Source organism: Roseibium sp. LAB1, assembly GCF_054658235.1.
The window spans coordinates 524,775-537,896 of record NZ_BAAGIB010000003.1; the positions used below are offsets into that span (position 1 = coordinate 524,775).

Sequence of the window (13,122 nt, forward strand, 5' to 3'; positions counted from 1 at the left end):
ATGGTAGACACGGTAGTGGCAAAAGCATTGTTGGGCCGGGACGAGAAGATCGTCCAGGTCGATCTTGGCGCGCGCAGTTACGATATCAAGATCGGCCGGGGGCTGCTTGAAGGTGCCGGGGCGGAGATCGCTGCCATCATGCCCGGTGCACGTCTTGCTGTTGTTGCGGACGAAACCGTTGCGGGGCTTCATCTGAAGGCCTTTTCACAAAGCCTGAAGGCCGCCGGTCTCGAACATACCGTCATTACCGTGCCGGCAGGCGAAAGCACCAAATGCTTCCGTGAGTTCGAGCGCCTGTGCGACGAGGTTCTGGCCGCCCGGCTGGAACGCGGCGACGCGGTTGTCGCTCTTGGTGGCGGTGTCGTTGGCGACCTGACCGGATTTGTCGCCTCCGCCGTGCGCCGCGGCATGGCTTTCATTCAGGTGCCGACCACGCTTCTTGCACAGGTCGACAGTTCTGTCGGTGGCAAGACCGGGATCAACTCGCGCCACGGCAAGAACCTGATCGGCGCTTTCCACCAGCCTGCGCTGGTGCTGGCCGACACCGCCATTCTGGACACGCTGCCGCTTCGCGATTTCCGCGCCGGCTATGCGGAAGTTGCCAAATACGGGCTTCTGGGCGATGCCGATTTCTTCGCCTGGCTGGAAACCAACTGGCAGGCGGTTTTTGCCGGTGGGGCGGAACGGGACGAAGCGGTGGCCCGGTCCTGCCAGGCCAAGGCCGATGTGGTGGCTGCGGACGAGCTGGAATCGGGCCGCAGGGCGCTTCTCAACCTGGGACACACGTTCGGCCACGCGCTTGAATCGGCCGTTGCTTACGAGACCGAGCGTCTGGTGCATGGCGAAGGTGTGTCCATCGGCATGATGCTCGCGCATGAATTCTCTCAGCGTCTTGGTCTCATCGGCGAAGACACCGTTGAGCGTGTCCACAAGCATCTGAGCGATGTCGGTCTGCCCCTCCGGGTGCAGGACATTCCCGGCCAGTTGCCGCCGGCCGAAACGCTCATGGATATCATCGCGCAGGACAAGAAGGTCAGCCGGGGTGCGCTCACTTTCATTCTTACGCGCGGCATCGGTGAAGCCTTTGTCGAAAAAGGCGTCGATCCCGCACTGGTGTCGGACTTCCTGAAGGAGAAACTCGAGGCATGACGGAAACGGCTCTCTGGCTGGCGATTGGCGCCATCTTCGTGCTCCTGTTCCTGTCGGGCTTCTTTTCCGGCTCGGAAACAGCGCTCACCGCCGCATCGCGCGCGCGCATGCACCAGATGGAAAAAACCGGCGACTGGCGCGCCCGGGTGGTCAGCCTGCTGATCGCCAACCGGGAACGGCTGATCGGCGCGCTGCTGCTGGGCAACAACCTGGTCAATATCCTGGCGTCTGCGCTGGCAACCAGTGTGTTCCTGTCGCTGTTCGGCGAGGCGGGCGTGGCGCTTGCCACGCTGGTCATGACCGCCCTTGTTCTGGTTTTTGCCGAAGTGCTGCCGAAGACCTGGGCCATTTCGAACCCGGAGCGTTTTGCGCTTGCGGTGGCGCCGATCGTGCGCTTCGTGGTGGCTGTATTCGGGCCGATCGTCGTCGGGGTGGAGTGGATCGTTCGCAACATCCTGAAGCTGCTTGGCGTCAATATCGGTGACGACACGTCGATCCTGTCGCCGCATGAGGAACTGCGCGGCGCCGTCGATCTGCAGCATATCGAAGGTGGCCTGGAAAAGGGCGAGCGCGACCGCCTCGGCGGGTTGCTCGACCTGGCGGAACTGGAAGTCTCGGATGTCATGGTTCACCGCACCAACATGGTGGCGCTGAATGCTGATGACGCGCCGGACAAGCTGGTCAATGCGGCTCTGGCTTCGCCCTATACCCGTCTGCCGCTCTGGCGCGGAGAAAGCGACAATTTTGTCGGCGTGCTGCATGCCAAGGATCTGCTGCGCGCGCTGCAGGCTGCAGGTGGCGATGCCGCGAAGATCAACGTCCTGGATATTGCTGCCCCGGCCTGGTTCGTTCCCGACACGACCTCGCTTCAGGATCAGCTCAACGCCTTCCTGCGGCACAAATCGCATTTCGCCCTCGTGGTCGACGAGTATGGCGAGGTGATGGGTCTGGTTACGCTGGAAGACATTCTGGAGGAAATCGTCGGCGAGATTGCCGATGAACACGACGTGGAGCTGGAAGGCCTGCGGCCGCAGGCGGATGGCTCGGTGATTGTCGATGGCTCCGTACCGATTCGCGACCTCAACCGCGCTGCCGACTGGAGTCTGCCGGACGACGAGGCGACCACGATAGCCGGTCTTGTCATTCACGAAGCGCGGATGATCCCGGAAGAACGCCAGATCTTCACCTTCCACGGCTTCCGTTTCACCGTGCTGCGGCGGGAGAAGAACCGCGTCACCCGGTTGCGCATCATGCCGCTTGGCCAGACCCCCGGCGTCAAGATGCCGGCTGCCGCTGCCCAGGCCGTTGCCGGTGCAGCAGCGAAAGCGGGTGGTTGACCTAAAAAACACCCGGCTGTTGAAAGCCGGGTGGTGGCGCTGCCTGGGCATGGCCCCAAACAACGCTTCAGGCGCTGAATTTCGGACTTTCTAGGTAACCGGCCGTTCAGCCGCCTGCCACCCGGGCGGCGCGCGGGTCCGGTTCGCTTTCGGAGCGGATTTCCAGTGCCAGCGCGTGTACGCCTCCGGCGATCTCGTCGGCAAGCAGATCGTTGATTGCCCGGTGCCTTGCAACCCGGTTCATGCCCTCGAAAGCGGCCGCGGCGATTTGTACACGGAAGTGGGTTTCACCACCCTCGCGCCAGCCGCCATGGCCCCTGTGCTTTTCGGACTCGTCGATGACGTTCAGATAGGACGGGGAAAAGGCTGCGGAGAGTTTGTCGGTGATCGTCTGCTTTGTGCTCATGTGTCTCACTTGGCGTAGCTGTTTTCGAAGTTCAAGTCTTTCATGGTCCGACCCTGCCTGATACAGTGCCGGGCTCTTCGACTTTCGAAATCCGGTGCGGAGAAATTAACTTTGGATACCGGGACAATGCAACGGCCTGCGGCTTGCTCGCCAGCCCTCACACTTCAATATTTCGGCGCATGAAACTCGACTCAAAACTTTTCGACAGCATCCGAGTGAAACCGGACAAGGAACGGGCCCAGCAGGGTCGCCATCCGGTTTGCGACCATCCGGGTTGCCAGCGACCGGGCACGCACCGGGCGCCGAAAGGGCGCGACCGGGAAGGGCAGTATTTTAATTTCTGCGTCGACCACGTACGCGAATACAACAAGTCCTATAACTATTTTACAGGTATGGGCGACGACGACGTGCGCACCTATCAGAAGGACAGTCTGACGGGGCACCGGCCGACCTGGAAAATGGGCGTAAACCGGCAGGCGGCGCAGGGCCCGGACGGGTTCGACGCACGCTCCAACATGCGCTCCAACGCGCAACGGCGGGCCGAGCAAGTGCGGCGTCCGCGCGAAAGAAAGCTACTAACGCTTGAAAAACGTTCCCTGGATGTGCTCAATCTGCCCTACACAGCCCGTGGCGCCGAAATCAAAGCGCGCTATAAGGAGCTTGTTAAATTGAACCATCCGGATGCCAATGGCGGTGACAGGTCTTCCGAAGACCGCCTGCGGGAAATCATTCAGGCGTATAACGTTCTGAAAAAAGCCGGTTTCCTTTAGAGCCTGCAGGGTCCTGCCGGCTTTTCCCAAACGACCCTTCCCGAAATCCGGGACTGCGGAGGACTGATGACTGAGACGACGACTGCGGCCATGGCCATGCCGGACACTGAAATTTCCGTAGAAGAGGTTTTCGGTTTCAAGTCCGACCTCAAGGTACCCGCATTTTCCGCGCCGTCAGAACATGTGCCTGAGCGTGACGAGGATTACCTTTTCGACCGCGCGACCACATTGGCGATCCTGGCGGGGTTTGCCCACAATCGGCGCGTGATGGTGACCGGATACCACGGCACGGGCAAGTCGACCCACATCGAACAGGTGGCGTCGCGTCTCAACTGGCCCTGTATCCGTGTCAACCTGGACAGCCACATCTCCCGTATCGATCTGGTCGGCAAGGACGCGATCGTGATCAAGGACGGCAAGCAGGTCACCGAGTTTCGTGACGGTATCCTGCCCTGGGCCTATCAGCACAACGTCGCGCTGGTGTTTGACGAATACGACGCCGGCCGTCCTGACGTGATGTTCGTGATCCAGCGTATCCTGGAATCCTCCGGCCGCCTGACGCTACTCGACCAGAGCCGGGTCATCCGTCCGCATGCCGCATTCCGGCTGTTCGCCACCGCCAACACGGTCGGTCTCGGCGATACCTCCGGCCTTTATCACGGCACGCAGCAGATCAACCAGGCCCAGATGGACCGCTGGTCGATCGTCACCACGCTGAACTATCTGCCGCATGACAATGAGGTCGATATCGTCCTGTCGAAGGCAAAGCACTTCCAGTCGGACGAAGGCCGCAACACCGTTTCCAAGATGGTGCGCCTGGCAGACATGACGCGGAACGCCTTCATCAACGGCGACCTGTCCACGGTCATGAGCCCGCGTACGGTCATCACCTGGGCGGAAAACGCCCAGATCTTTGGCGATGTCGGCTTTGCCTTCCGTCTGACCTTCCTCAACAAGTGCGACGACATGGAACAGTCCCTGGTGGCCGAGTTCTATCAGCGCTGCTTCGGTGAAGATCTGCCGGAATCGTCCGTCAACGTAGTCATGAGCTGAGGTCCCTATGGCACCACGGCCGGGTCATAATTCCCTTCCGGGCAACAAGCCCGCACCGAGCACCGAGCCGTTCAAGCAGTCGGTGACCGGCACCATGCGGGCGATTTCCGGTGAACCGGAACTGGAAGTCATCTTTTCCGGCGACCGGCCAGGTCTCAGTGGCATGTCCGCGCGCTTGCCCGAACCTTCGCGCAAGATCAACGCGCGCGAGATCGCCATTACCCGCGGTCTTTCGGACAGCATTGCGCTGCGCATCGCCTGCCACGACAAGGCGATTCATTCCAAGAACATGCCGCAAGGCCCGGACGCCCGGGCGATTTTCGAAGCGGTCGAGCAGGCTCGCTGCGAGGCCGTCGGCGCGCGCCGTATGCAGGGGGTCGCCGACAACCTGTCGGAGATGCTCGACGACCGGTTCCGCAAGTCCGGTGCGCCGGACATTACCAGCCGGGAGGAAGCGCCGCTGCAGGACGCCCTGTCCCTGCTGGTGCGTGAGCGTCTGACCGGGGCAAAGCCGCCGGAGAGTGCTGAAAAGCTTGTCGACATGTGGCGGGGCTGGATCGAGGACAAGGCCGGTGCCGACCTTGACCGGCTGGAAGCCGAGGTCGAAAACCAGAATTCCTTCGCAGCCCGTCTGCGCGATGTCCTGAAATCGCTCGACATGGGTGATGAGCTTGGCGATCACGACCAGGACATGGACCCGGAAGAAAACGAGGACCAGGGCAACAACGACGAAGCCGAATCCGGCGACGACAGCGAAGAAGACAGCGGCGAACAGGAAGCCTCTCCGCAGGAGATGGAACTTTCCGGCGAAGAGCAGGAAAGCGGAGATACGGAAGCCGCTGAAGCCGACATGGAAGACTTCGCCGATCAGGACATGTCGGAGGACACAGAGGAGCCGGGCGAAAGCGACCGGCCCGACACGCCGTTCTCCAACCGGCCGGAGTCCGATTACCGGGTGTTCACCACCCAGTTCGACGAGACCATCACCGCGGAAGAGCTTTGCGACACGGCAGAACTCGACCGTTTGCGCGGCTTCCTCGACAAGCAGCTGACCCATCTTCAGGGCGCTGTGGCGCGTCTTGCCAACCGGCTGCAGCGCAAGTTGATGGCCCAGCAGAACCGGGCCTGGGATTTCGATCTGGAAGAAGGGCTTCTGGACACGGCCAGGCTGACGCGCGCCGTGACCGACCCGATGGCCCCGCTTGCCTTCAAACAGGAGCGCGACACCAATTTCCGCGACACGGTCGTGACGCTGCTCCTGGACAATTCGGGATCCATGCGCGGGCGTCCGATCACCGTTGCGGCCACCTGCGCCGACATTCTGGCGCGCACGCTGGAGCGGTGCGGAGTGAAGGTCGAGATCCTCGGCTTCACCACCAAGGCGTGGAAAGGCGGCCAGTCGCGCGAGAGCTGGATCGGAGCCGGCAAGCCGCCGACCCCGGGCCGGCTGAACGACCTGCGCCACATCATCTACAAATCCGCGGACGCGCCCTGGCGTCGAGCCAGACGGAACCTCGGCCTGATGATGCGCGAAGGCCTGTTGAAGGAAAACATCGACGGTGAAGCGCTGCTGTGGGCTCATGACCGCCTGATGGCGAGGCCCGAACAGCGCCGTATCCTGATGATGATTTCCGACGGTGCGCCGGTCGATGACACCACGCTGTCCGTCAATCCGGGCAATTATCTGGAGCGGCACCTGCGCTATGTCATCGAGGAGATCGAGACCCGCTCGCCGGTCGAACTGATCGCCATCGGCATCGGTCACGACGTCACGCGGTACTACCGCCGTGCCGTCACGATCGTCGATGCCGAAGAACTTGCAGGTGCGATGACGGACCAGCTTGCCAACCTCTTCGACGACGAGGTGGACACGTCCTTCAATACGCGCGGCCGCCGTCGCCGCGCAGGGCATCGTTAGACGGCGGGAACCGGAAAATATGGGAGCAGAAGGGCGTCGTCCGGCTGGCAGCATCGCGCTGGCTGCCGCCTTTCTCTCCGCTTTCTGGTGTGCAGCGCCCGTCTCGGTCTCGGCGCAAGAACTGCTGACTGCCGGACAGCCGGTCAAGGTTCGCACCAAGCCCATCGATACCTTCCGCATAGGGCTCGCCGACACGACATTTGGCAAGCTGACCTATCTTGGCGGTCTGGAGCTGATCGCTGACGACCGCAAGGTGGGTGGTCTTTCCGGCCTCATCAGTCTGGATCACGGCAACCGGTTTCTGGCGGTGACGGACAATGGCCACTGGGTAAGCGGCTCGATCGAGCAGACCACGGACGGCAAGCCGACCGGCATCAAAGATCTGCGAAGCGCGTCCCTGCTGGGCGCGGACGGCAAAACGCTCGACGCCCGCTGGGGGCACGACACCGAGGCTCTGACACTGTCGGGGTCCGGGCTCTATGTGACGGCCGAAACCCGCAATGCGGTTTACCGCTTTCCGTGGCCGATCTCGACCGGCAAGGAAAAGATGATCGGCGAAGTCGCGCTGCCGCAGGATATTCGGGATCTGCCGCGCAACACCGGGTTGGAAGCGCTTGCCGCCGGTCCGGAGGACGGGCCGCTGGCCGATAAGCTCGTGGCCGTCGCGGAATCGGCTCCAAGCGATCTGCACGATCTGTCCGGCTTCATCATCGGGCCGGAGGGGACGGAACGCTTCACCATCCGCCGGCACGATCGTTTCGACGCGACGGATGCCGCGTTTCTGCCGGGCGGAGACATGGTGCTTGTGGAGCGCCGCTTCAGCCTGCGCGACCTGATTGGCCTGCGTCTGCGCCGGTTCAAAGGCGCGGATATCGTTCCCGGCGCGGTTCTGGAAGGTGAGCTGCTTCTGGAGGCCGACTTCAATTCCCAGATCGACAATATGGAAGCGCTCGGCGTGCATACAGATGAAAACGGCGCAACGATTCTGACGCTTGTTTCCGACAACAACCGGTCGATCCTGCAGCGGACCCTGTTCCTGAGGTTTCGGCTGGAGGACTGAGGCGCGATTGCAAGTCGTGTCAGCTCGTCGGCAGCGAGGCGATTGGCGGGAGCACACTCGCCTTGCCGCTTGGCTCAGGACATTTCTGGTTGAGAGGCGCTTCCGGAAATTGTCTGCATTTCTCCTGAAATGAGCAGGCCCGAGTGGCGGTTCGCCAAATTTGTACGACCGCCCTTCCTGTTCGGCGAGTGTCGCTTAAGCTGCGGTGCCCTTCGGCATGGCTTGAAACAGGCTCAGCACGATGCGGTAGGGGGCCAGCAGGGCGACGGCAACCAGCATTTTGACCAGGAAGTCACCCACGGCCAGGGAGACCCACAGCAGGGCCTGGGTATCGTCGCTGATGCCCAGGAACGGCACCGGGAAGGCGAGCGAGCTGTTGTCCATGCCGAACAGGCCGTCGATGAAGGCGAAGCTGGCAGAAAAGGCAATGCCGAAAAACAGGATGGTGTCGATCACCGAACCGATGAAGGAAGAGGTGATCGGTGCTTTCCACCAGGCCAGCTTGCGCATCCGGTCGAAAATCGTCACGTCCAGCAATTGCGCCACCAGGAAGGCGGTGCCTGAGGCAATGGCAATGCGGGGTGTCGCGAGCCAGATCGACAGGACAACGGCAATCAGGAAGCCAGCGATCACCACCTTGCGAGCTGCGGTCGGGCCGAAGCGGCGGTTGGTGAGATCGGTTACCAGGAAGGCGACCGGATAGGTGAACGCGCCCCAGGTAAGCGTGTCGGCCAGATTGACGCTGCCGATGAAATGCTCGACCGGAAACTGGACCAGAAAGTTGGAGGCCACGACAACAGCCGCCATCGCAAGAATAGCGACAACGTGATGGCCGGCGGAAAAGGTCCGGGTATCGGTCATGTGTTCACCTCATAACGACAGACGCCCAACCGGTTTCGATTGGGCGTCCTGAAAAGGTTCTGTGCAAGTAAGCGAGCTGCCTGCTGCCGAAAACGGCCGATGCAGGCGCTTCAGGCCTTAAGCGGCAGCGGTGGCTTCAGCCTGCTTGCGCTTGATGTTGACCTTGATCTTGCGGGCAGCGTCGGAGAGCTCTGCGTCGCTGGCCTTCATCAGGTATGCGTCCAGGCCACCGCGGTGTTCGACGGAGCGCAGAGCGTGTGCGCAGACCTTCAGCTTGAAAGTTTCGCCAAGCGTGTCGCTGATGAGAGACACGTTGCACAGGTTCGGGAGGAACCGGCGGCGGGACCTGTTGTTCGCGTGAGAGACGTTGTTGCCCGTCATCACATCTTTGCCGGAGAGTTCGCAACGGCGTGCCATGATATCACCTTTTGTTTTCGTGGCTGGGCCGTTACTTTGAACCCAGCAAGTCCAACCGGAACCGGCGCGGACCTGAGGCCCGGCGACATCGTCTCCGGCATTTCTCGGAAAAAGTTGCCCCGCTATAATGGGAGTGGAGGCCAACGTCAAGACATCTGAACCGCTTTGCCGAGATTCACTGCTTTTATTTGCATGATGCCCTGCCGTTAACCAGTGAGTTACCATAATTGAGAATGATTGGGGTCGTTCAACGGACAGGATTCATGGTACTCTTTCCGTCGCGGAACACTGATGGCGCGGGGGCGCAATTCGCTGCCAGACGGCAGTCCGGAGGTTTTGAAGTGTTTGGTTTGATGTCTCTCGGGCGGCTGGTCGCCCTGCCAATGCTTGCTGCGGCACTGCTGACGACGCCGGCGGAAGCCAAGAAAAACAGCGTAGGCGGCCTGTACAATATCTCGATTGCCGGCTTCAAGGTCGGACGCGGAACCCTGTCGCTCGTCATGCAGGGCAATGCCTATTCGGCCAAGGTCAGCCTTGAGCCTGCAGGCATCGGCACGCTGTTCACCACTGGCAAGGGCGGTGCAGAAGCCTCCGGCTGGATGGTCGGGTCCCGCGTGGTGCCGTCCAAGTACCGGATGGCCTCGCATGCCTCCAATCTCGATTTCTACGTCAATCTGAGTCAGGGCTCCGGCAGCATCCGGTCCATGGAAGTTGCGCCCCAGTTCAAGCCCAATCCGGAACGGATCAAGGTGACGGACCGGCATACGCGTAACGCGATAGATCCGCTCAGCGCGGCGCTGATGCCCGTAGGCCGGGCCAAGGACAGCCTCGGGCCGAAGGCGTGCTCCCGGCGTTTGCCGGTATTCGACGGCTGGACGCGATTCGACATCAAGCTGAGCTATTCCGGCACCAAGGAAGTCTCCGGCCACGGCTACGACGGCCAGGTGGTGGTCTGCAAGGCCCGCTGGGTGCCCGTCGCGGGGCACCGTCCGTCCAAGGATTCAGTCAAATACATGGCCAGGGCCAACATGGAAGTCTGGATCGCGCCCATGGGCCGCGACAACGTGCTGGTGCCCTACCGGATTTCCATCGATACCAAGAACGGCCGTCTCGTCGTTGAAGCCGACAAGCTCAAGATCGACGGTGCCGGCAGCGACCAGGCTTCTGCCGACTGATCGCAGGCCTTTTTCAGATCCCTTTCCGGCGCCAAAGCCGGGAGGGGCTGGCGGGCGCGAAGGTGTTCCGATGCCGGTCGGCCGGCACACCGAGACTTGCGCCCTCTTGCGTCTCTTGATACAGCCCTCCACGTATGTGTTCAGGCGCGCTTGCGTGGCCTGAAGCATCTTGCGTTGTTCAGACGCGGCAAAGATGCTTGAACGTCTTTGAAATGATCGACTTTGGCTGCCTGGCCGCTTCCGGCCGGATATCCTTCGATCTTGTGACAGAATTTCCGGAGCGGCCGCCGAACGTGAGGTGGTGCCGGCTTGATTCAGGTAACCGAGTAAATGCACAGCTATTTGGAATTCGAAAAGCCCGTTGCAGACATTGAAGGCAAGATCCAGGAGCTGCGGGCTCTGGCCGGGGAAGATGGCGAAGCCGTCAATGTCGACAGTGAAATCGACCGGCTGAAATCGAAGTCCTCGCAAACACTGCAGGAACTCTACACAAAACTGACACCCTGGCAGAAAACGCTTGTTGCCCGCCATCCGGACCGTCCGCACGCCGTTGCCTACATCGCCGGCCTGATCGAGGATTTCACGCCGCTGGCCGGTGACAGGAAATTTGCCGAAGATGCCGCGCTGATCGCCGGGATCGGACGTTTCCGCGGTCAGTCCGTCGCCATCCTGGCCCAGGAAAAGGGCCATGACACCGAAACGCGCCTCAAGCACAATTTCGGCATGGTCCGTCCGGAAGGTTACCGCAAGGCGGTCCGGGTCATGGAAATGGCGGAACGTTTCGGCCTGCCCCTGATCAGCTTTGTCGACACGTCCGGTGCCTATCCGGGACGCGGTGCGGAAGAGCGCGGCCAATCGGAAGCGATTGCACGCTCAACGGATGTCGGTCTTGGTCTCGGCACGCCGTCCGTTTCCGTCGTCATCGGCGAAGGCGGATCCGGTGGCGCGATTGCCATCGCAACCGCCAACAAGGTGCTGATGATGGAGCATGCGATCTATTCGGTGATTTCGCCGGAAGGGGCCGCCTCCATCCTGTGGCGCGACAGCGCAAAGGCCCAGGATGCTGCGACCGCGCTGAAGATCACCGCGCAGGATCTCAAGCAGCTCGGTGTCATCGACGACATCATCAAGGAACCGGTAGGCGGTGCGCATCGTGCGCGTGAAATCGTCATCGACAATGCAGGCAAGGCCATCGAGAGCGCCTTGAAGGACCTGGCGGGACTGTCGCCCGAGGAGCTGCGCAAGCAGCGTCGCGACAAATTCATCTCCATCGGCAGAACGCTGAGCTAGAATACTTCACGTTCATTTGTGTGCCTTCCGGATGCCGGTTTCAGTCAGATAGCTGTGCCGGTGGCCTTGAAGGGCTGCAATTCGCCGCAATTCAGGAAAAACGATGCCGGGCCGCCGTAAAAGCGGCCCTTTTGCCATCCTGTGGCCAGAATTTGCCGTCATTCAGGCGAAGTTGGGACGCACAGGATGACGCTCGGGCAAGTTTTTGTTCCTATCACCATAATTTGGGTCGCGGGTACAATCCGGTTTCAGTAACTTATCGTCAACCATCATTCCCTAGCCTTTGCGCGGGGGCGAGGACGCAGGAAGTGCGACAGGGCTAATTGTCTGCCTTTGTCGGTTTCCGCTTAGTTTGGGACAGTATCATGGTCTTTCGGCGCCTTATGAACACGCCAGCCGGCCTATTCTTTGGCAAAAGCGGCCTGACGGGCCGCAAGGCAGTCCGTCTCGGGGCGGCACTGTTGCTTGCCGGTGTGCTGGCTGCCTGTCAGGCAGACGAATTCAGCGCAGGTCCAAACAAGGCTCAGCGTCCTGTCAGCGCGTCGATCAAGCGCAAGATGAACGATCTCAACATGAGCTCGACATCGCCGATCATGATCCGGATCTTCAAGGAAGAGAGCGCGCTGGAAGTCTGGAAACAGACCCGCACCGGCAAGTACCAGCTTCTGGACGAATTCGAGATCTGCAAATGGTCCGGCAAGCTCGGCCCGAAATTCAAGGAAGGCGACCGTCAGGCCCCGGAAGGCTTTTACGAGATCACGCCGGCCCTGATGAACCCCAATTCGAATTATCACCTGGCCTTCAATCTCGGCTATCCGAATTCCTATGACCGTTCCCACGGCCGTACGGGCTCGCACCTGATGGTGCATGGCGCCTGTTCGTCCCGCGGCTGCTACGCCATGACCGACGAGCAGGTCCAGGACATCTACGCACTTGCCCGCGACAGCTTTAAGGGCGGTCAGCGCTCCTTCCAGGTCCAGGCCTTCCCGTTCCGCATGACGCCGGAAAACATGGCCCGCCACCGCGATAGCGAGCATATGGAATTCTGGAAGATGCTGAAGACCGGCTACGACCACTTCGAAGTGACGCAGACCCCGCCGCAGATTTCCGTGTGCGAGAAGAAATACGTGTTCGATGCCACCACGCTGGTGGAAGGCGTGCCCTTCCGGGCCAGCGCCAAGTGCCCCGACTATCAGGTAAGCCCGGGCATCGCGACGGCCGTTGCCTCCAAGCAGCGCCGCGACAACGAGAAGTACCAGCAGCTCGCCGCACGGTTTGACGCCCGTGAAGAGCGTCAGAAACGCTGGGAAGAACGCTCCAACCGGCTTGCTGAAGCTCTTGGTGGCGGACAAGACGAAACCAATCCGTCAGTCGCTACGGCCGAGACGGCTGCGCCTGACGTACAGCCTGCCGCCGAAACGGCAACGGCTGCAGCTCCTGCTGACGCTGCTCCTGCGGCTCAGCGACCGGGATCGGCAGTCGAAACCGCCTTTGCTCCGCAGGACCAGTCCAGCGGCAGCTCCGTCGGCAGTTTCTTCAAGCGCTGGGTGCCGTTCGGCGCGAAAGCCACCGATGAGAACGCCGGTGTCGGCCCGATCGAAACCGAAGTGGTTCCGGACACCAAGCCGAACTGATCGGGCTCAGTCCCGGTCTCAGCTACATCGAGATCTTGCTCCCCGGTTGATT

At 61.3% G+C, this 13,122-nt stretch carries 12 protein-coding genes; 9 read left to right on the forward strand and 3 right to left on the reverse strand.

Annotated elements, in window-relative coordinates; genetic code table 11:
* Both aroB and ACYQ54_RS20485 read left to right on the forward strand, forming a co-directional pair.
* On the forward strand, positions 1-1,149 hold the full coding sequence (aroB, locus tag ACYQ54_RS20480; RefSeq protein WP_460085839.1) for a 3-dehydroquinate synthase: 1,149 nt from the start codon (positions 1-3) through the stop codon (positions 1,147-1,149).
* Positions 1,146-2,486: an HlyC/CorC family transporter gene (locus ACYQ54_RS20485; RefSeq protein WP_460085840.1), complete on the forward strand. Its 1,341-nt coding sequence runs from the start codon at positions 1,146-1,148 to the stop codon at positions 2,484-2,486. Before aroB ends, ACYQ54_RS20485 begins: the two co-directional genes overlap by 4 nt.
* Positions 2,487-2,592: 106 nt before the next feature.
* On the opposite strand, the gene ACYQ54_RS20490 is transcribed toward ACYQ54_RS20485, so the two are convergent.
* Positions 2,593-2,892 (reverse strand): BolA family protein, encoded by a 300-nt coding sequence (locus tag ACYQ54_RS20490; RefSeq protein WP_460085841.1) that lies wholly within the window; start codon positions 2,890-2,892, stop codon positions 2,593-2,595.
* A 179-nt stretch (positions 2,893-3,071) separates the two neighbouring features.
* Between ACYQ54_RS20490 and ACYQ54_RS20495 the strand changes: the two genes are divergently transcribed.
* The 4 genes from ACYQ54_RS20495 (at position 3,072) to ACYQ54_RS20510 (ending at position 7,693) form a co-directional block, all read left to right on the forward strand.
* Complete coding sequence (locus ACYQ54_RS20495) at positions 3,072-3,662, forward strand: DnaJ domain-containing protein (RefSeq protein ID WP_460085842.1); 591 nt, start codon at positions 3,072-3,074, stop codon at positions 3,660-3,662.
* A 66-nt stretch (positions 3,663-3,728) separates the two neighbouring features.
* Positions 3,729-4,715 (forward strand): cobaltochelatase subunit CobS, encoded by a 987-nt coding sequence (cobS, locus tag ACYQ54_RS20500; RefSeq protein ID WP_460085844.1) that lies wholly within the window; start codon positions 3,729-3,731, stop codon positions 4,713-4,715.
* A gap of 7 nt (positions 4,716-4,722) precedes the next feature.
* Positions 4,723-6,633: a cobaltochelatase subunit CobT gene (cobT, locus tag ACYQ54_RS20505; protein WP_460085845.1), complete on the forward strand. Its 1,911-nt coding sequence runs from the start codon at positions 4,723-4,725 to the stop codon at positions 6,631-6,633.
* 19 nt (positions 6,634-6,652) lie between these two features.
* A complete protein-coding gene (locus ACYQ54_RS20510) occupies positions 6,653-7,693 on the forward strand; it encodes an esterase-like activity of phytase family protein (protein WP_460085846.1) in 1,041 nt (346 codons plus the stop codon).
* 195 nt (positions 7,694-7,888) lie between these two features.
* On the opposite strand, the gene ACYQ54_RS20515 is transcribed toward ACYQ54_RS20510, so the two are convergent.
* Both ACYQ54_RS20515 and rpmB read right to left on the reverse strand, forming a co-directional pair.
* On the reverse strand, positions 7,889-8,554 hold the full coding sequence (locus ACYQ54_RS20515) for a VUT family protein (protein WP_460085848.1): 666 nt from the start codon (positions 8,552-8,554) through the stop codon (positions 7,889-7,891).
* 117 nt (positions 8,555-8,671) lie between these two features.
* Positions 8,672-8,971 (reverse strand): 50S ribosomal protein L28, encoded by a 300-nt coding sequence (gene rpmB, locus ACYQ54_RS20520; RefSeq protein ID WP_460085849.1) that lies wholly within the window; start codon positions 8,969-8,971, stop codon positions 8,672-8,674.
* Between the two features lie 341 nt (positions 8,972-9,312).
* On the opposite strand from rpmB, the gene ACYQ54_RS20525 reads away from it, so the two are divergent.
* The 3 genes from ACYQ54_RS20525 (at position 9,313) to ACYQ54_RS20535 (ending at position 13,070) form a co-directional block, all read left to right on the forward strand.
* A complete protein-coding gene (locus tag ACYQ54_RS20525) occupies positions 9,313-10,146 on the forward strand; it encodes a DUF3108 domain-containing protein (protein ID WP_460085850.1) in 834 nt (277 codons plus the stop codon).
* A gap of 330 nt (positions 10,147-10,476) precedes the next feature.
* A complete protein-coding gene (locus tag ACYQ54_RS20530) occupies positions 10,477-11,436 on the forward strand; it encodes an acetyl-CoA carboxylase carboxyltransferase subunit alpha (protein ID WP_460085852.1) in 960 nt (319 codons plus the stop codon).
* A gap of 365 nt (positions 11,437-11,801) precedes the next feature.
* Positions 11,802-13,070 (forward strand): L,D-transpeptidase family protein, encoded by a 1,269-nt coding sequence (locus ACYQ54_RS20535; RefSeq protein WP_460085853.1) that lies wholly within the window; start codon positions 11,802-11,804, stop codon positions 13,068-13,070.
* The last annotated feature ends 52 nt before the right edge of the window (positions 13,071-13,122 follow it).

Coding starts and splice junctions, on each gene's coding strand:
- aroB (WP_460085839.1), top strand. CDS start 1: ATGGTAGACACGGTAGTGGCAAAAGCATTGTTGGGCCGGGACGAGAAG.
- ACYQ54_RS20485 (WP_460085840.1), top strand. CDS start 1,146: ATGACGGAAACGGCTCTCTGGCTGGCGATTGGCGCCATCTTCGTGCTC.
- ACYQ54_RS20490 (WP_460085841.1), bottom strand. CDS start 2,892: ATGAGCACAAAGCAGACGATCACCGACAAACTCTCCGCAGCCTTTTCC.
- ACYQ54_RS20495 (WP_460085842.1), top strand. CDS start 3,072: ATGAAACTCGACTCAAAACTTTTCGACAGCATCCGAGTGAAACCGGAC.
- cobS (WP_460085844.1), top strand. CDS start 3,729: ATGACTGAGACGACGACTGCGGCCATGGCCATGCCGGACACTGAAATT.
- cobT (WP_460085845.1), top strand. CDS start 4,723: ATGGCACCACGGCCGGGTCATAATTCCCTTCCGGGCAACAAGCCCGCA.
- ACYQ54_RS20510 (WP_460085846.1), top strand. CDS start 6,653: ATGGGAGCAGAAGGGCGTCGTCCGGCTGGCAGCATCGCGCTGGCTGCC.
- ACYQ54_RS20515 (WP_460085848.1), bottom strand. CDS start 8,554: ATGACCGATACCCGGACCTTTTCCGCCGGCCATCACGTTGTCGCTATT.
- rpmB (WP_460085849.1), bottom strand. CDS start 8,971: ATGGCACGCCGTTGCGAACTCTCCGGCAAAGATGTGATGACGGGCAAC.
- ACYQ54_RS20530 (WP_460085852.1), top strand. CDS start 10,477: ATGCACAGCTATTTGGAATTCGAAAAGCCCGTTGCAGACATTGAAGGC.
- ACYQ54_RS20535 (WP_460085853.1), top strand. CDS start 11,802: ATGGTCTTTCGGCGCCTTATGAACACGCCAGCCGGCCTATTCTTTGGC.